Genomic DNA, 18444 nt, shown 5'->3' on the forward strand with positions numbered 1-18444 from the left:
GCCCTCTTCTATTCAGTTTTGTTTGTTTTATTTATATTTCAGATCGGCCGGGGCTAAACGGCGCTTTTCGCTTTAGCCGATCGGCTGATCTTCTTTCATCAGGTTCAGTGCGTCAGTAGGCTGCAGATCTTCCTCATCGTCCAGATCGCGAAGTTCGATTTCTTCCAGGTCTTCCGTAAGCATTTTTACGTCTAACCCAAGACTTTGAAGTTCTTTGATCAATACTTTAAATGATTCCGGCACACCCGGCTGTGGAACGCTGTCACCTTTGACGATCGCTTCGTATGTTTTCACACGGCCCACGACGTCATCGGATTTGACTGTTAAGATTTCCTGCAATGTATAAGCGGCACCGTATGCTTCCAATGCCCATACTTCCATTTCCCCGAAACGCTGTCCGCCGAACTGGGCTTTACCGCCGAGTGGCTGCTGTGTAACGAGTGAGTATGGTCCAGTAGAACGTGCGTGCAGTTTATCATCTACCATGTGCGCAAGTTTAATCAGGTACATGACACCAACTGATACTCGGTTATCAAATGGTTCACCAGAACGGCCATCATACAGTACCGTTTTACCGTCGCGGTTCATTCCCGCTTCTTCCATAGTAGACCAGACATCTTCTTCATTCGCTCCGTCAAATACCGGTGAGGCCATATGCAGACCCAGGCTGCGCGCTGCCATCCCAAGGTGCATTTCAAGAACCTGTCCGATGTTCATACGTGATGGAACACCCAGCGGATTCAACATGACATCGATTGGCGTACCATCCGGAAGGTACGGCATTTCCGATTCAGGCAAGATTCGGGAGATAACACCCTTGTTACCGTGGCGCCCTGCCATTTTATCCCCTACAGAGATTTTACGCTTTTGCACGATATACACGCGAACCAGCTGGTTAACTCCTGGAGACAGCTCGTCGCCATCTTCACGGTTGAAGACTTTAACGTCCAGAACGATTCCGCCTGCCCCGTGAGGAACACGAAGCGAAGTATCGCGGACTTCACGTGCTTTTTCTCCGAAGATCGCATGCAATAGACGTTCTTCTGCAGTTAATTCTGTAACTCCCTTAGGCGTTACTTTTCCGACCAGGATATCACCATCGCGAACTTCTGCACCGATACGGATAATTCCTCTGTCGTCCAAGTTGCGAAGCGCATCTTCTCCGACGTTTGGAATATCACGTGTAATCTCTTCCGGCCCGAGTTTCGTATCACGGGCTTCTGATTCATATTCTTCAATATGGACAGATGTGAAGACGTCGTCTTTTACGAGACGCTCACTCATGATAATCGCATCCTCGTAGTTATAACCGTCCCATGTCATGAAGGCAGTCAGAACGTTGCGTCCAAGCGCAAGTTCTCCCTGTTCCATTGACGGGCCGTCCGCAAGAATATCATTCGGCTTCACACGGTCACCGACTTTTACGATTGGACGCTGGTTATAGCAAGTCCCTTGGTTTGACCGGATGAATTTAGATAAACGATAAATTGCAAGGTCGCCCTTGACTTCTTTACCGCCCACTTCTTCGATACGGCGAACGCGGACTTCTTTTGCTTCTACATGTTCAACGATGCCGTGGACCTTGGAAACAACTGCCGCTCCTGAGTCACGCGCAGAAATGTGTTCCATGCCAGTTCCGACAAACGGTGCTTCAGGATTCAGCAACGGAACCGCTTGACGTTGCATGTTCGCTCCCATCAATGCACGGTTGGAGTCATCGTTTTCCAGGAACGGAATACATGCAGTCGCTGCTGATACAACTTGCTTAGGAGAAACGTCCATATAATCCATTTGTTCACGGCGGAATACCGTGTTATCCCCTTGGAAACGTCCTACTACCCCTTCATTGGTAAAGGATCCGTCTTCATTCAGCAATGCGTTTGCCTGTGCCACTACGTAGTTATCCTCAATATCTGCAGTCAGATAATCGATTTGTTCAGTGACGCGGCCCGTTTCCGGATCCACTTTACGATAAGGCGTTTCAATGAAGCCGAATCGGTTCACTTTCGCAAACGTAGACAATGAGTTGATCAGTCCAATGTTTGGACCCTCCGGTGTTTCAATCGGACACATACGGCCGTAGTGGGAGTAGTGAACGTCACGAACTTCCATTCCCGCACGCTCACGAGTCAAACCACCAGGCCCCAGCGCAGACAGACGGCGCTTGTGCGTCAATTCGGCCAACGGATTTGTTTGGTCCATGAACTGAGAAAGCTGCGAACTGCCGAAGAACTCTTTAATCGATGCAATAACCGGACGGATATTGATCAATTGCTGCGGCACAATGGATTGCGTGTCATTGATCGACATTCTTTCTTTAACGACACGCTCCATACGGGAAAGACCGATACGGAATTGGTTTTGAAGCAATTCACCAACAGAGCGCAAACGGCGATTTCCAAGATGGTCAATGTCATCTGTATGACCTACACCGTGTAATAAGTTAAAGAAATAACTGATAGAAGCTACAATATCTGATGGGGTAATATGTTTAACAGACTCGTCTACTTCAGCATTCGAAATGACATTGAGCACTTGCTTCTCTTCACTTTTCGGCGCATAAATCTTCAGCGTCTGGATAACCATTGGCTCATCCAGTACAGACCCTACATGTTCAATCGACTCCGTGTTGATGCCCTGAGATAAAAACGGCAATAATTTATCTAAAGTGCGGCGATCAATCAGCTGATCCTTTTCCACCAGAATCTCTCCTGTTTCAGGATCGACCAGTGTTTCGGCAGCCGTCTGATTGAACAGACGATTTTGCAAATGAAGTTTCTTGTTCATTTTATAACGTCCAACATTCGCTAAGTCATAGCGTTTTGGATCGAAGAAACGTGAATATAAAAGACTTCTCGCGCTATCAAGTGTCGGTGGTTCACCCGGACGAAGACGCTCATAGATTTCAAGCATTGCCTTTTCCGAAGTTTCGGTATTATCTTTTTCTAATGAATTCCGCAAATATTCATTATCACCGATTAAATCGATGATTTCTTGATCAGTAGAGAAGCCTAATGCACGCAATAAAACAGTGATTGGCAATTTACGAGTACGGTCGATACGGACATGTACTACATCTTTTGCATCTGTTTCATACTCAAGCCATGCTCCACGGTTCGGAATAACGGTAGCACCAAAGCCACGTTTACCGTTTTTGTCCGTCTTATCATTGTAGTAAACACTCGGCGAACGAACGAGCTGTGAAACAATAACACGCTCCGCTCCATTGATAATGAATGTTCCGTTTTCTGTCATGAGCGGGAAATCTCCCATGAAAACGTCTTGTTCCTTCACATCGCCTGTTTCTTGATTATGAAGACGTACTTTTACACGAAGTGGTGCGGCATAAGTCACATCGCGCTCTTTTGATTCGTCTACTGGATATTTCGGTTCACCCAGTTTATAATCGATAAATTCCAAGGATAAGTTGCCTGTGAAATCCTGGATAGGAGAAATATCCCGGAACATTTCACGTAATCCTTCTTCCAAGAACCACTCGTACGACGCCGTTTGAATTTCAATCAAATTCGGCAGATCGAGCACTTCGTTGATTCGCGCGAAACTTCTACGCTGACGATGTTGACCATACTGAACTAAATGACCTGTCAACTCATTCACCCCTCATTAAGACAATATTAGTTTTTGCAAAATCAGAAATTCAGCTGTGACTTCGAAAAAACAAAAAGAAAACGAGTTCCGACAAGAGCTCATTTTCGATTCCACAATCTTTACTCAAACATTAATATGCCATTTCCTCTTCTAATTCACGCAAAAGGGCATACGGCTGCAATATAAATATTTATGCATTTAATAATGCTACTACAACCCGATGTTCCTGTCAATCTTTTTTGGCCCGCAAAATAAAGTAGCCTTTTTTCTTGGCGACCGTTTCTACATTACCAAACAACTTCTTCAGGTATTCCATCGTAGAAGGAGCACCTTGTTTCTTTTGAATAACTACCCATAACTCCCCGCCCGGCTCAAGTTTTTCGTACGCCCCTTCATAAAACGAAAAGACTGTCTGCTTTCCCGCTCGTATAGGCGGATTCGTTATGATCGCAGCAAAACCCTCTTGCTCCACGCTGTCCACGCCGCTGCTTTCGTAAATCCGTACATTACGGATGCCGTTATGCTGCGCATTTTTCTCAGAAAGAGATAACGCCCGCTCGTTAACGTCTACCATGTGGACCGTTCTATCTGAAAAATCCATCGCGATTGATAGCGCGATAGGGCCATAACCGCAGCCAATTTCCAAGAAGTCTCCCCCAATGGACGGTTCTTTAAACGTTTCAGCAAGCAATTTTGATCCTTCATCTATACTGCCTTTACTAAATACACCCGCATCCGTCGTAAACGAAAGAACCCTGTTTCGTATTTCCGCCTTCCATTGCTTCGGCGCGCTTGAAACTTGAGGATTTTTAGAGTAATAATGCTCTCCCACATAGACACCTCCTGCTTAGAGTAACGATATCTGTATATGAAGAAAAAAGCCCGTCAAATAGACGGGCTTTTCTCAGGGAAGTAGAAATTACTTAACTTCTACAGATGCGCCAACTTCTTCAAGTTTCGCTTTCAATTCTTCAGCTTCTTCTTTAGCTACGCCTTCTTTAACAGCTTTAGGAGCTTCGTCTACAAGTGCTTTCGCTTCTTTCAAGCCTAGGCCTGTGATTTCACGAACAGCTTTGATAACTTTGATCTTTTCTGCGCCTGCTGTTGCAAGGATTACGTCGAATTCTGATTGCTCTTCAGCTGCTTCTGCAACTGCTCCAGCTGCTGCAACTGGTGCTGCTGCTGTTACGCCAAATTCGTCTTCGATTGCTGTAACAAGTTCGTTTAGTTCTAGAACTGTCATTTCTTTGATTGCGTCTAGGATTTGCTCTTTAGTCATTTTATGTTCCTCCTGGAATATTGTATTTAACCGGTTCGTTGGTTCCGGTCGTGTTTAAGATGCGAAATTAAGCACCTTGCTCTTCTTTTTGTTCTGCAACTGCTTTTGTAGCAAGTGCAAAGTTTCGTACTGGTGCTTGAAGAACGCTGAGTAGCATAGATAGTAGACCTTCGCGTGAAGGTAGAGTAGCCAATGCTTTCACATCTTCAGCTGATGCGACGTTTCCTTCGATCACACCCGCTTTAATTTCAAGCTGTTCGTTCTTTTTAGCGAAATCGTTCAAGATTTTCGCCGGCGCCACTACGTCTTCAGTTGAGAAGGCAATAGCGTTCGGACCTGTAAGGTGTTCGTTCAATCCTTCCAGACCTGCTGTTACTGTCGCACGACGTACCATAGAGTTTTTATAAACCTTGAACTCTACGCCCGCATCGCGAAGTTGTTTACGTAATTCTGTAACTTGTGCAACTTGTGCAACCGTCAGACCGCGGTAATCCACAACAACTACAGAAGCTGCGTCTTTCAACTTGTCAGCGACTTCTGTTACAACCGCTTGTTTAGCTTCTAAAATTTTGCTCATGTTGACACCTCCTGAAAATTAGGGTCACTTATACCGATATAAAAAGCCCTCAATGTCTAAGACATGAGGGCAGAAAAGTCGTCATCTTTAAAAAAAGAGCGTCTTGTCCTCGGCAGGAGCATTAAGTGGCAAGCCACACCTGCTGTCTTCGGTACAAATGGTTATCATCTTAACAAGCGTAATCTTAACAGATCACTATATGCTTGTCAATATATTATTTTACAGAAACGCTTGACGGATCTACTTTAATTGCAGGACCCATAGTTGTCGTAACGTTTACTGATTTCATGAATGTTCCTTTTGCTGCAGCTGGTTTAGCTTTTTGAATTGTATCAAAGATTGTCAAGAAGTTTTCTTCAAGCTTCTCGTTATCAAAAGATGCTTTTCCGATTGGCGCGTGGATGATTCCCGCTTTGTCCGCACGGTACTCTACTTTACCTGCTTTGATTTCTTCAACAGCTTTTGCCACGTCGAATGTTACTGTTCCTGTTTTCGGGTTTGGCATAAGACCTTTTGGCCCTAGAACGCGGCCGATCTTACCAACTTCACCCATCATGTCAGGTGTTGCAACGATTACATCGAAATCGAACCAGCCCTGCTGAATTTTAGCAATGTATTCTGCGTCGCCAGCGTAGTCCGCGCCCGCAGCTTCTGCTTCTTTCAGCTTGTCGCCTTTTGCAAATACTAATACACGCTGAGTTTTACCAGTACCATTTGGAAGCACTACCGCTCCACGGATTTGCTGGTCGTTTTTACGAGTATCAATACCAAGACGGAAAGCTACTTCAACAGTTGCATCGAAATTTGTTGTGCTTGTTTTTTTAGCAAGTTCAATTGCTTCTTTCGCAGAGTACGTAGCTGTACGATCTACTAGCTTCGCTGCTTCTACGAATTTTTTACCTCTTTTAGCCATCAGAATTTTCCTCCTCATTTGTGGTTTTAACGGATTAAACCTCCCACTTAATGAAGGCTGCGAATCAATTTCGACCGCAGCCTTCACCTTCAAACCATTGCTTAATTGCGAATACTCAAAATCAGTCTTCGATTTTGAATCCCATACTGCGAGCAGTACCTTCGACCATTGCCATCGCCGCTTCAACTGACGCCGCGTTTAAGTCCGGCATCTTTTGTTCTGCGATTTCTCTAACTTTATCACGCTTAACTGTAGCAACTTTGTTCTTATTAGGCTCGCCTGAACCTTTTTGAACGTTTGCTGCAACCTTCAGCAATACTGCTGCCGGCGGAGTTTTTGTGATGAATGTAAATGAACGGTCCTCGAATACAGAGATTTCAACTGGAATAATCAAACCAGCCTGATCAGCTGTACGAGCGTTAAATTCTTTACAGAATCCCATAATGTTCACACCTGCTTGACCTAATGCCGGTCCTACCGGTGGTGCTGGATTTGCTTTACCAGCTGGAATTTGCAACTTCACTACTTTAGTAACTTTTTTAGCCACGAGACACACCTCCTTAAGTCCGTGATGTGGTAATTGGGTTGCCCCTCCCACTCAAATATGTGCCTGCCGACAATGTCGGTAGAATTGGTTAATCCGTCCAGACTAAGTCTGACCTTTGAAATGATACCACCATTACACAGATTTTGCAAGAAGAAAAACCATCACCCATCAATCCATTTTTTCAACTTGATCAAATGAAAGCTCCATCTTTGTTTCCCGTCCAAACATGTCGACGGTAACGATGACCTTCCCTTTGTCCATTTCAATCTCTTCTACTTTACCTTCAAAGTGAGCAAACGGACCTTCCAGAACCGTTACACTTTCACCGACGCCGAAGTCAATATCTACGCGCTGTTCTTTCATGCCCATCTGTTTCAGGATAAACTCAACTTCTTCAGGCAGCAGCGGAGTAGGTTTTGCCCCGCCCCCGGACGAACCGATAAATCCTGTAACGCCCGGTGTATTCCGGACAACATACCAAGAGTCATCCGTCATGATCAATTCAACTAAGACATACCCCGGGAACGTTTTACGCATAACGGTTTTCTTTTTGCCGTCTTTAATATCCGTCTCTTCTTCTTCCGGAATGACGACTCGGAAGATTTTATCTGACATGCCCATTGTCTCGACACGTTTTTCAAGGTTGGCTTTTACTTTGTTCTCATATCCTGAGTACGTATGAACCACATACCAATTTTTATCCATTTCCATCACTTTGAGGACTGCGCGTCCGTCCCTCCTTTAAATTAAAGCTGAAAAAACCCGTTTATTCATCAAAACGGGATATTCTCACGCTATTTATACTTACTTTATCATAGACCAGTATACCATTTCATAACTCCTGAAATACCTAAATCTACTAATCCAAAATAGACAGCCATAAAAATGACAGTCGAAATAACAACTACAGTATACTTCGTCAATTCTTTACGCTTCGGCCAGCTGACTTTCCGCATTTCCGAAACGACTTTTTTAAAAAAATCGCTAATCTTGCCCATTCTTCTCCAACCCTTCCGAATGACACAGCGTTCTGCCCAGAACTCTATGTAACTGGTCAAATGGTTTGCTTATGCAACGTATGTGCGTTGCAATGACTGCAAAACTTTTTTATATTCATTCTCCCCGCCTGACTGCTGTTGCCGGCCGGTACAGAATAGTTTCGCGAACCACATTTCTCACAGCTTAAAGTTATTTTCTTCACCATTTGGATTCACCTATTCAAGACAATAGTCTTGCTAAAGAGTACCACCTTAGCAGCAACATGTCAATTTCCTTTAGTATGTTCAGCGCACCAGATCCATCGCCATGGAGTGCTCCAATTTGCGTTTAATTCGCTGCAGGGCATTATCGATTGACTTCACCTGACGGTTCAGAACTTCTGAAATTTCACGGTAGGATTGTCCTTCCAGATAAAGCGTCAGCACTTCTTTTTCCAATCCGCTCAGCACTTTATTCATTTCTTTTTCCATGAACGAAAAGTTTTCTTTATGGATTATTAAATCTTCAGGATCATCCAGCGTGGAACTGGCGATGATATCAAGCAGCGTGCGTTCCTGATCCTCGTCATACATCGGCTTGTCCAATGATACCGATGTGTTAAGCGGAATATGCTTTTGGCGCGTAGCCGTTTTAATCGCCGTAATAATTTGCCGCGTTATACACAGTTCGGCAAATACCTTAAACGAGCTCAAGCGATCCGGCCGGTAATCGCGGATTGCTTTATAGAGACCGATCATCCCTTCTTGTACGATATCTTCACGATCACCGCCAATAATGAAGTATGTCCGCGCCTTCATTCTGACAATCGGCTGGAATTTAGTAATAACATACTCTAATACATCTGAGTTTCCGAGATGAATCAGTTCAATCATCTCTTCATCGGAAAGTCCGGTAAACTCTTTTTTGTTCTTCACATTCTCCATGGTCCGCACCAACCTCTCCACCCCAGAGTTCTAATTGGTATTATAAGCCAGTATAGACGTGGTGTTTTTTTACGTCAACTGCTCATTTTTCACCGCGCCGCATTTTCTCAAATTCCGCAGCCACTTCATCCGTCAGAGGGATTTTCGACAGCGGCCGCTGCTCCTGAGTGTCTTTCACCTTTTTGGCAATCATCTGATCTACTTCATTCATCGCGATTTCCAGCTCACGCGCAGATATCCGAAGCGCCCCTTGTGCGAAGACGACCCACTGCTCCACGAGATCCGAAGTGGCCACATGTATCTGCGTCAGCCGATTACTCAGTTCAGATACAAGTTTTTCAATCCGCTCATCAGCCGTCTCATTCTCTCGTGTAAAGACCACTTCCACGCGGTATTTCTTTTTTCGTTTTTCAATGCCTGGCACCAGATGGGCATCAAACACTATAATCACTTTCCATCCTTTGTTCGCCTGAAATTCAGCCATCCGTTCAATCAGGCGATCACGGGCTTGCGGAAAGTCTTCCCGTTTCAGTTGCTGTAATTCAGGCCACGCACCGATGATATTATATCCATCAACGAGCAGCACATCTTTTTTCATGATGTAGCCTGGGCGGATTGACGCTTTCGTAAAACTTCATACATTAACAGCGCCGCTGCCACTGAAGCATTCAGAGAAGTAACTTTACCTACCATAGGCAGGCTGTAAAGGAAATCGCATCGCTCGCGAAGTATTCGGGACATTCCCTTTCCTTCACTGCCGATAATAACAGCAAGCGGCAGCGTGGCATCCATATGACGATAATCTGTAGAGTTCGATGCATCCGTTCCTGCGATCCAAACACCATTCTTTTTCAGTTCATCCACCGTTTGCGAAAGATTATTCACCCGTACCACAGGGATATGCTCAATGGCCCCAGTCGAAGCTTTCGCGACTACACCGGTAAGCCCGACTGAACGCCTTTTCGGAATGATGATACCGTGAACACCCGATGCGTCCGCAGTCCGTAAGATAGATCCTAAATTATGCGGGTCTTCCAATTCATCCAGTATGATGAAGAAAGGATCTTCCTGCCGATTTTTTGCAACGGCAAATAAATCTTCCAGCTCGGCATAATCATACGCAGCAACTGAAGCTAAAATCCCCTGATGACTTAGATCTGTCATGCCGTCAAGCTTCTGCTTCGGCGCTGTCTGTACGACAATCCCTGCCTCTTTTGCCAATTTCATAATTTCACCGATACTTTTCTTGTTAACGCCTTCTGCCACCCAAATTTTATTCAGCTGCCGGCCTGAACGCAGCGCTTCCGCTACCGGATTCCGTCCGCCAATCAGTTCAACTTCTTGCTCTGTCATGCCTTTTCCTCCTCAGGTTGCTCCACTAAACGAATCGCCGTCTTTATCAGTTCAGCCAGACGCTCCTGCCGATCCAATAAATACACATACCCGAGGACTGCTTCGAATGCAGAGCTGTAGTTGTACGTTGTGACATCTGTATTTTTAGGGACAGAGCCGGCTTTTGCATTGCGGCCGCGCCGCATGACCGCTTGCTCTTCATCCGTTAATAATTGCTGTTCTTTCATTGTCAGTATAATTCTGGCCTGCGCTTTCGCCGAAACAAAACGCGTGGCTTCTTTGTGCAAAACTTGCGGTTTCACACGGCCACACCGCAGCAGGTGTTCTCTGACAGCTTGTTCATACACGGCGTCTCCCATATAGGCGAGCGCCAGTGCATTAAGCTGTTTGACATCTATATCGCGTAAATTCTCCACGCCGTTACCCTCTTTTCCAGCGCGTGCCCTGCGCTGTATCTTCCAATACGATGCCCTTCGCCTTTAATTCATCACGTATTTCATCCGCTCTTGCGAAATCACAATTTTTTCGTGCATCCAGACGTTCCTGTATCAATGCATCCACTTCGTCATCCACTAATTCCTCTGCGCGATCAAACGGCAGGCCGAGAACTCCCATCAGCTGATCAAACGCATCGATGAATTGCTGAAGTACAAGACGGTCCGTGTTCTTCTCAAGTAAATAAACATTCGCCTGCTTCGACAGCTCGAAAATAGATGCAATTGCGTTTGCAGTGTTGAAATCGTCATCCATTGCCGTTTCAAATGAAGTAATCTGCTCGCTGATTCGGTCAAGCCACGGCTGTGAATCCTCCGCCAAGTCCGCTGAAATCGTCAGACGGTGCTGCAGATTGCTGTAAGCAGTTCGGATCCGTTCCAATCCGTTTGCCGCGCTTTCTACCAAATCCTGTGCAAAGTTGACCGGATGTCGATAGTGGACAGATAGCATGAAAAAACGAAGTACTTTCGGATCGATTTGCTTTCGGATATCATGGACCAAAATAAAGTTTCCGAGTGATTTGGACATCTTCTCGTTATCGATATTAATATAACCGTTATGCATCCAGTAGTTAGCGAATGTCTTGCCGGTAGCCGCTTCGGATTGGGCGATTTCATTCTCATGGTGCGGGAACGTCAGATCCTGTCCGCCAGCATGAATATCTATCGTGTCGCCGAGAAGCTCTTTCGCCATAACCGAACATTCAATATGCCAGCCCGGACGGCCTTTCCCCCACGGACTGTCCCACGCAATTTCTCCTTCTTTCGCCGCTTTCCATAGCGCGAAATCAAGCGGATCGGTTTTGATCGCGTTTTCTTCCACACGCGCCCCTACTTTCAATTCATCAATCGACTGGTGAGACAGTTTCCCGTAACCGTCAAATTTACGTGTATGGAAATAGACATCTCCCTCGGATTCATAGGCGAATCCTTTATCCATCAGAAGTTGGATGAACTCCACAATGTCATCAATATGCTCGGTCACCCGCGGATGGGCTGTCGCTTCTTCGCAGCCGAGTGCACTGACATCTTCGTGAAACGCAGCGATAAAACGCTCGGTTAATTCTCCCACCTCTTCATTCAGTTCATTGGCCGCTTTAATAATTTTATCGTCCACGTCCGTGAAATTCGATACGTAATTCACCTCATAGCCGCGGTATTCCAAGTACCGTCGAATTGTATCAAATACAATAACGGGACGCGCATTTCCTATATGAATATAATTATAAACAGTAGGGCCGCAGACATACATTTTGACCTTACCTTCTTCTATCGGAACGAATGCCTCTTTTTTACGTGTTAATGTATTATAAAGTTGAATGCTCATGTAAATCTCCTTTTTCTCCATTCATAGTTTCCAACTGCTGCGTCCGCACGTTCAACTCTTGAATTTGCTGTTCCAGACGTTTGATTTCATCCGCAATTGGATCGGATGTGGAGTGCTCCAGCTTATCATTTACGCGAACGCCGTTAGATATAACAATTTTCCCTGGTATGCCTACTACCGTTGAATTCGGCGGGACTTCTTTCAAGACAACTGAACCGGCACCGACTTTACTATTTTCCCCGATTGTAATCGAGCCAAGCACTTTTGCTCCAGATGCCACCAGAACATTATCATGCAGTGTCGGATGCCGCTTACCGCCTTCTTTACCCGTTCCGCCAAGCGTTACTCCTTGGTACAACGTTACGTCATCTCCAATTTCACAAGTTTCCCCTATCACTACACCCATTCCGTGGTCAATAAAAAGACGTCTGCCTATCACTGCTCCCGGATGAATTTCAATACCTGTAAAAAACCTGCTGATCTGCGAAACAACACGAGCAAGAAAGCGAAGATTCCTTTTATAAAATACATGCGCGATACGGTGCATCCAGATAGCATGCAATCCCGAATATGTTAAGACCACTTCCATTGTACTGCGGGCTGCCGGATCCTGATCAAAAATACAGCGGATATCTTCTTTCATACGTTTGAACAATGAACTTCCCCCTTTTTTCTTTTTATAAAGATAAAAAAAGCGCCCCCGTCACCGATGATGACAGAGACGCATGATTTGCGTGGTTCCACTCCGCTTGGGAGATATGGAATCTCCCCGCTTAATGTCTTTAACGCAGACGATACGTATGGCCTACTAACAGTTTCGGCTCATCGCTCAAAGGTGCATTTCGATAGTGAACAGCTCGGGTCATTTCCAGCCAAGATGACCTTCTCTAGAGAGTCTCCACTACGTACTTTCCTTCTCAACGCTTTTTATACGACGCTTCATATTAGGTTCATTTTACACAAAATCACCGAAATGTCAATATTGATTATTTTGCAAATCTTTCGACACGCTTAATAATTTTCTCCTTGCCGATCAAGGCAATTGCGTCTGGAAGTTCAGGTCCGGAAGTTTCACCGGTCGCTACTACGCGTACAGGCATAAATAAGTTCTTGCCTTTATGGCCTGTTTCTTTTTGAACTGCTTTAATCGCCGCTTTGATGGAAGGTGCGTCGAATGTTTCTAATTCTTCCAGGTGCTTTTTAAGTGAAGTCATCACTTCCGGCACTTGTTCACCTGCCAAAATTTCCGATGCTGCTTCATCATATTCAACCGTATCGTGGAAGAACTGGGCGGACAGCTCGACAATTTCAGCGCCAAAGCTTAACTGCCCATGATATAACGCGATCAGGTCATGCACCCACGCCTGTTCTTCAGCCGACATGTTTTCAGAAACTAATTCCGCTGCTTGCAGATGAGGCAATGTTAATTCAATAACTTCTTCAAGTGACAGCTTCTTAATGTATTGGTTATTCATCCACGTTAATTTATTCGTATCGAACATAGAAGGGGATTTGGACAGCCGGGATTCATCAAATTGCTGAACGAGTTCGTCGTGGGAGAAAATCTCTTCTTCTCCAACCGGCGACCATCCCAGCAAAGCAAAGAAATTGAACATCGCTTCCGGCAAATAACCCAAATCTTTATATTGTGTGATGAATTGAATGATTGACTCATCGCGTTTGGACAGTTTTTTACGCTCTTCGTTAACAATGAGCGTCATATGACCAAAACGCGGGTGGTCCCAGCCGAATACGTCGAATACCATCAACTGTTTCGGTGTGTTTGTCAAGTGCTCTTCTCCGCGGAAAACGTGGGTGATTTTCATTAAATGATCATCCACTACTACTGCAAAGTTATACGTTGGAATGCCGTTAGTCTTGACCATGACCCAGTCACCGATGTCTTTTGATTCGAAGGTGACCGTGCCGCGCACAAGGTCTTCGATTGTATAGGTTGTGTCTTCAGGCACACGCATACGGATAGTATAAGGCTGACCGGCCGCCTCTTTTTCCGCCACTTGTTCCGCCGTCAAATGACGGCATGTCCCGTCGTACATCGGCGCAGCGATTCCCGATTCTTTTTGTGCGTCCCGTTTCGCTTCCAATTCTTCAGGTGTACAGAAACATTTGTATGCATGCCCTTTTTCCAGCATCTGATCCGCATAGTCTTTGTACAGATCCAGTCGTTCCGTTTGACGATACGGTCCGTACTCCCCGCCTACGTCAATGGATTCGTCGTGATGGATACCAAGCCATGTAAGATTTTCAAGCTGTGACAGCTCACCGCTCTCGATATTTCGTTCCGTATCAGTGTCTTCAATTCGAATAATGAATTTCCCGTTATAATGACGGGCGAATAAATAGTTGAATAATGCAGTCCGCGCCCCGCCGATATGCAGTTGGCCCGTTGGACTCGGTGCGTAGCGCACACGTACTTCTTGTGTCATAATGAATACCTCTCCGTTCTGAGTCGATTACGTTCTTATATAATTTCCTATTCATTTTATCATTGAACCGGATATTTTAACAGTCAGCCGTTTTTCATCAATAAAATAGTTGCCATAGCGGCAATTCCTTCTTCACGTCCCGGAAAACCAAGCCGTTCAGTCGTCGTTGCCTTTACATTCACTTGTGAGAGATCCGCTTCAAGCAGCTCCGCTACACGTTCACGAATATCGCCGATATACGGTGCCATCTTCGGACGCTGTGCAATAATCGTACAATCGATATTGCCTAAGCGATACCCCTCTTCTTTCACCATTGCCCACACCTTCTCCAACAAAACCGCGGAGTCCGCGTCTTTGAACGCTTCATCCGTGTCTGGAAAATGCGTGCCGATATCTACTTTGCCGATTGCGCCAAGCGCAGCATCCGTAACTGTATGCAATAATACATCAGCATCTGAGTGGCCAATCAATCCTTTAGTATGCGGGATCGTAATACCGCCGATAATCAGCGGCCGGTCTTCAGCAAATGCATGTACGTCAAAACCCTGTCCAATTCGAAACATGAAACAATTCCTCCTATTTTCTTCTAGCCAGCAAGATCTCACCAATTGCAAGGTCTTCCCGGGTGGTCATCTTGACATTATCATATGAACTTTCCACCACTTGTACGCTGTGGCCCAGCCGTTCAACCAGCATCGATTCATCCGTCCCGAGAAAGCCGTCACGAACAGCAGACTCAGAGGCCTCTTTCAGTAATTCATAGCGAAAAGCCTGCGGCGTCTGTACGAGCCACAGCTTTTCACGTTCCAGCGTCTCCCGCACAGTGCCGTCTTCTGCATACTTGATTGTGTCTTTCGCTTTAACCGCAGCAATCGCCGCACCTTTTTCGCTCGCCGTGCGTACCAGCTCGCTGATGACGGATGAATTCAGGAACGGTCTCGCCGCGTCATGAACGAGTACAATGCCATTTCCTTTATACGCGTCAATGCAGGCCGCTACACTGTTTTGCCGTTCACCGCCGCCTTCCACAAACGTAACGGGCTTCGCGTGTTTCCGCTGTCCAAGTATTTTTTGAATCGTATCCTGCTCTTCCGGTTTTACAGCCATTATCACTTCTTCACAATTGGGGTCTTCCTGAAATATTCCTGCTGTATGATACAAAATGGGATGCTCTCCGATTTTCAGGAAGAGCTTGTTTTGTCCGGCACCCATACGTTTGCCGCTTCCCGCAGCAGGAATCATCACTGTATACTTCACATTCGTCACTCTGCTTTCTGTTTACCGCCCTTTTGGTTTCGCGAAAATCATTCGTCCGGCAGATGTCTGAAGGACACTTGTCACCACTACGTCAATCGCATCCCCAATATGGGATCGGCCATCTTCTATTACAATCATCGTACCGTCATCTAAGTATGCGACACCCTGATTATGTTCTTTTCCATCCTTAATTACGACAACGTGCATTTCTTCACCGGGGATGACGACCGGTTTTACCGCATTCGCAAGGTCATTGATGTTCAATACGGCAACACCGTGCAAATCGGATACTTTATTCAAGTTAAAATCATTCGTCACTACAAGTCCGTCCATTTTCTTCGCCAGCTTCACCAGCTTCAGATCCACTTCCGCTACATTCGGGATGTCCTCATCTGTAATAAGCACTTGAGGACCTTCATCATTTTGCAGACGTTTCAAAATATCCAGCCCGCGTCTGCCCTTCGTCCGTTTCAATGTGTCAGAAGAATCGGCTATGTGCTGTAATTCTGTCAGCACAAACTGCGGCACCACCAATATTCCCTGAAGGAATCCCGTGGCGACAATATCGGCAATACGCCCGTCGATAATAACACTCGTATCCAGCAATTTATAGACGTCTTTTTTCGGCGGTGCGGCAACAGGCTCTGCTGAATCCTTCTTTTTTACCGACGTATTACGCAGAGCGGAAAAGGCATTGATGAACTCTTCCCATTTTTTAAAACCTACCTGGAACCCTAAATAACCGAGCAGGATGGACAGTAAGACCGGCAAAACAGATGAAATGACCGGAAAGTCAATTGCATTTAATCCAAAACTGAATAAAAATGCAACACTTAACCCGACGACCAGCCCCACTGTTCCGAATAACAAATCCATGATCGGCGCTTTAAGAAGCCGTTCTTCAATCCATTTAACGAAATTCACAATCGGTTCTGTTAAAAATATGCTCAATAAAAATAGAATGATAGCACCTATAATAGCCTCTACATAGGGATTTTCTATAATAGGGCGAGACGTAAACTCGAACATAACAAATAAGTACGGTAAAAATAATACACCGAGAGTTCCTCCGATTAACAGGAATGAAACTTGAACTACGCTTTTCAACATATTCTTCCACCTCCTTTTCTTAATAGTATACAACGAATCATCGTCGCCCGCTTAGGTTTAGTGAGGAATTTCTGAAAATTCCTCACTGTGCCTACTAGGACCTTATAAACACTGGTAAAGTTTCATGGGCTTTTCAGCGGTATTTATCGGCAGTCTGAAGGTCAGGTTTATCTGAACGCCACTCCTAAAGCTTCCATAATTGTCTCTACCCCCACCACTTCAATACCGGATGGAATATCCCAGCCGCCAAGATTGGAAGACGGAATGATTATCCGGTCAAAGCCCAGCTTCGCTGCTTCTGTCACGCGCTGCTCTATTCTGGATACCCTTCTGACCTCACCCGTCAATCCTACTTCTCCGACAAAACAATCCCTCGCGCCGACAGCCGTATCTTTATAGCTGGATACAATGCTTAATAACACCGCTAAATCAATAGCCGGCTCATCCAGTTTTACGCCGCCGGCCACCTTAATATACGCATCTTGGGTCTGCAGTAGCATCCCGGCACGTTTTTCGAGAACTGCCATCAATAAAGATACGCGGTTTTGGTCCAGCCCCGTTGCCATCCGTTTCGGGTAATTGAAGCTCGAAGGAGTCATCAGCGCCTGAATTTCTACCAGTATTGGCCTCGTTCCTTCCATTGACGCTACAATGGTCGAACCCGCTCCCCCCTGCGAGCGTTCCCGCAAGAACAGCTCGGACGGATTCAGGACTTCTTTCAGCCCCGATTGCAGCATCTCGAATATGGCGATTTCATTGGTCGATCCAAAACGGTTTTTTACACTTCTTAAAATACGGTAAGTATGGTGGCGTTCTCCTTCAAAATACAGCACGGTGTCTACCATATGCTCGAGCAGCCGCGGCCCCGCAATCTGACCTTCTTTAGTTACATGACCAACGATGAATATTGCGATGTTTTGCGTCTTCGCAATGCGCATTAATTCCGCAGTACATTCCCGGACCTGGGACACACTTCCCGGTGCCGACGATACTTCGGGATGATGCACAGTTTGAATAGAGTCAACGATGACAAACTTCGGTTTTACGTCGTCTACCGTTTCGTGGATCATGCCAAGATCGGTTTCTGCATAGATATACAGCTCGTCTGATTTTACGCCTAATCGTTCCGCCCGTAATTTTGTTTGCCTGATTGATTCTTCCCCTGATATATACAATACACGCTGCTGCTGATTCGCAAGCAATGACGATACTTGCAGCAGCAATGTGGATTTCCCGATCCCCGGATCTCCGCCAATCAGAATGAGCGAACCGGGCACAATCCCGCCGCCAAGCACACGGTTTAATTCTTCCAGTTCCGTTTTCACACGCGGCTCTTCAACCATTTCAACGGCACTGATCGGCAACGCTTTCTGCTTTACTTTATCACCGTGCTGAAATGCAGCACGGGGGCCCTTTTGTACAATTTCCACTTCCTCATCCATCGTGTTCCATTCACCGCATCCCGGACAGCGCCCCATCCACTTAGGTGACTCATATCCGCAAGAACGGCACATGAACTTTGATTTACGCTTAGCCATATACTCTCTCCCTGTATGAAATACGAAAAGGACAGCCCGCTGCGCTTTTTAAAAATCTAAGCGAGCGAGCT

At 45.7% G+C, this 18444-nt stretch carries 20 protein-coding genes and 2 other annotated features; all 20 genes read right to left on the reverse strand.

Annotated features, from left to right (window positions below; genetic code table 11):
- Window positions 1-72: 72 nt before the first annotated feature.
- The 20 genes from rpoB to radA all read right to left on the reverse strand — a co-directional run bounded on the left by rpoB (window position 73) and on the right by radA (window position 18373).
- Complete coding sequence (rpoB, locus tag SporoP33_RS07995) at window positions 73-3618, reverse strand: DNA-directed RNA polymerase subunit beta (RefSeq protein WP_196796895.1); 3546 nt, start codon at window positions 3616-3618, stop codon at window positions 73-75.
- A gap of 220 nt (window positions 3619-3838) precedes the next feature.
- Window positions 3839-4441 (reverse strand): class I SAM-dependent methyltransferase, encoded by a 603-nt coding sequence (locus tag SporoP33_RS08000; RefSeq protein ID WP_081243219.1) that lies wholly within the window; start codon window positions 4439-4441, stop codon window positions 3839-3841.
- 87 nt (window positions 4442-4528) lie between these two features.
- Window positions 4529-4888, reverse strand: coding sequence for a 50S ribosomal protein L7/L12 (gene rplL, locus SporoP33_RS08005; RefSeq protein ID WP_081243220.1), 360 nt, complete (start codon window positions 4886-4888; stop codon window positions 4529-4531).
- A 67-nt stretch (window positions 4889-4955) separates the two neighbouring features.
- Complete coding sequence (gene rplJ / locus SporoP33_RS08010) at window positions 4956-5465, reverse strand: 50S ribosomal protein L10 (RefSeq protein ID WP_081243221.1); 510 nt, start codon at window positions 5463-5465, stop codon at window positions 4956-4958.
- Between the two features lie 30 nt (window positions 5466-5495).
- Window positions 5496-5635, reverse strand: a sequence feature (ribosomal protein L10 leader region).
- Window positions 5636-5679: 44 nt separating this feature from the next.
- Window positions 5680-6378, reverse strand: coding sequence for a 50S ribosomal protein L1 (rplA, locus tag SporoP33_RS08015; protein ID WP_081243222.1), 699 nt, complete (start codon window positions 6376-6378; stop codon window positions 5680-5682).
- Between the two features lie 121 nt (window positions 6379-6499).
- Complete coding sequence (rplK, locus tag SporoP33_RS08020; protein ID WP_029053289.1) at window positions 6500-6925, reverse strand: 50S ribosomal protein L11; 426 nt, start codon at window positions 6923-6925, stop codon at window positions 6500-6502.
- A gap of 168 nt (window positions 6926-7093) precedes the next feature.
- On the reverse strand, window positions 7094-7630 hold the full coding sequence (nusG, locus tag SporoP33_RS08025; RefSeq protein ID WP_081244801.1) for a transcription termination/antitermination protein NusG: 537 nt from the start codon (window positions 7628-7630) through the stop codon (window positions 7094-7096).
- A gap of 107 nt (window positions 7631-7737) precedes the next feature.
- Entirely contained in the window at window positions 7738-7923 is a 186-nt protein-coding gene (gene secE, locus SporoP33_RS08030) for a preprotein translocase subunit SecE (protein ID WP_081243223.1), read from the reverse strand.
- Between the two features lie 56 nt (window positions 7924-7979).
- Window positions 7980-8129, reverse strand: coding sequence for a 50S ribosomal protein L33 (gene rpmG / locus SporoP33_RS08035; RefSeq protein WP_081243224.1), 150 nt, complete (start codon window positions 8127-8129; stop codon window positions 7980-7982).
- A gap of 79 nt (window positions 8130-8208) precedes the next feature.
- Window positions 8209-8847 carry an RNA polymerase sporulation sigma factor SigH gene (gene sigH, locus SporoP33_RS08040; protein ID WP_081243225.1) on the reverse strand — a complete coding sequence of 213 codons (639 nt, stop codon included), beginning with the start codon at window positions 8845-8847 and terminating at the stop codon, window positions 8209-8211.
- A gap of 82 nt (window positions 8848-8929) precedes the next feature.
- Entirely contained in the window at window positions 8930-9445 is a 516-nt protein-coding gene (locus SporoP33_RS08045; protein WP_081243226.1) for an NYN domain-containing protein, read from the reverse strand.
- Window positions 9442-10200: a 23S rRNA (guanosine(2251)-2'-O)-methyltransferase RlmB gene (rlmB, locus tag SporoP33_RS08050; protein WP_081243227.1), complete on the reverse strand. Its 759-nt coding sequence runs from the start codon at window positions 10198-10200 to the stop codon at window positions 9442-9444. Before rlmB ends, SporoP33_RS08045 begins: the two co-directional genes overlap by 4 nt.
- Window positions 10197-10616, reverse strand: coding sequence for a Mini-ribonuclease 3 (locus SporoP33_RS08055; protein WP_269466704.1), 420 nt, complete (start codon window positions 10614-10616; stop codon window positions 10197-10199). Before SporoP33_RS08055 ends, rlmB begins: the two co-directional genes overlap by 4 nt.
- Window positions 10617-10620: 4 nt before the next feature.
- Window positions 10621-12021 carry a cysteine--tRNA ligase gene (gene cysS, locus SporoP33_RS08060; protein WP_081243228.1) on the reverse strand — a complete coding sequence of 467 codons (1401 nt, stop codon included), beginning with the start codon at window positions 12019-12021 and terminating at the stop codon, window positions 10621-10623.
- Window positions 12002-12676 carry a serine O-acetyltransferase gene (cysE, locus tag SporoP33_RS08065; protein WP_081243229.1) on the reverse strand — a complete coding sequence of 225 codons (675 nt, stop codon included), beginning with the start codon at window positions 12674-12676 and terminating at the stop codon, window positions 12002-12004. The genes cysS and cysE overlap by 20 nt, the downstream gene beginning before the upstream one ends.
- Before the next feature lie 59 nt (window positions 12677-12735).
- Window positions 12736-12951 (reverse strand) — a binding site (T-box leader).
- A 56-nt stretch (window positions 12952-13007) separates the two neighbouring features.
- Window positions 13008-14468, reverse strand: a complete 1461-nt coding sequence (gene gltX, locus SporoP33_RS08070; RefSeq protein WP_081243230.1) for a glutamate--tRNA ligase — start codon at window positions 14466-14468, stop codon at window positions 13008-13010.
- A gap of 83 nt (window positions 14469-14551) precedes the next feature.
- On the reverse strand, window positions 14552-15031 hold the full coding sequence (ispF, locus tag SporoP33_RS08075; protein WP_081243231.1) for a 2-C-methyl-D-erythritol 2,4-cyclodiphosphate synthase: 480 nt from the start codon (window positions 15029-15031) through the stop codon (window positions 14552-14554).
- 13 nt (window positions 15032-15044) lie between these two features.
- A complete protein-coding gene (gene ispD / locus SporoP33_RS08080; protein WP_081243232.1) occupies window positions 15045-15725 on the reverse strand; it encodes a 2-C-methyl-D-erythritol 4-phosphate cytidylyltransferase in 681 nt (226 codons plus the stop codon).
- Window positions 15726-15746: 21 nt separating this feature from the next.
- On the reverse strand, window positions 15747-16835 hold the full coding sequence (locus SporoP33_RS08085; RefSeq protein ID WP_081243233.1) for a PIN/TRAM domain-containing protein: 1089 nt from the start codon (window positions 16833-16835) through the stop codon (window positions 15747-15749).
- A gap of 167 nt (window positions 16836-17002) precedes the next feature.
- Complete coding sequence (radA, locus tag SporoP33_RS08090) at window positions 17003-18373, reverse strand: DNA repair protein RadA (RefSeq protein ID WP_081243234.1); 1371 nt, start codon at window positions 18371-18373, stop codon at window positions 17003-17005.
- Window positions 18374-18444: the final 71 nt, after the last annotated feature.

The organism is Sporosarcina sp. P33 (assembly GCF_002077155.1).
In the GTDB taxonomy this organism is placed as follows: Bacteria; Bacillota; Bacilli; order Bacillales_A; family Planococcaceae; genus Sporosarcina.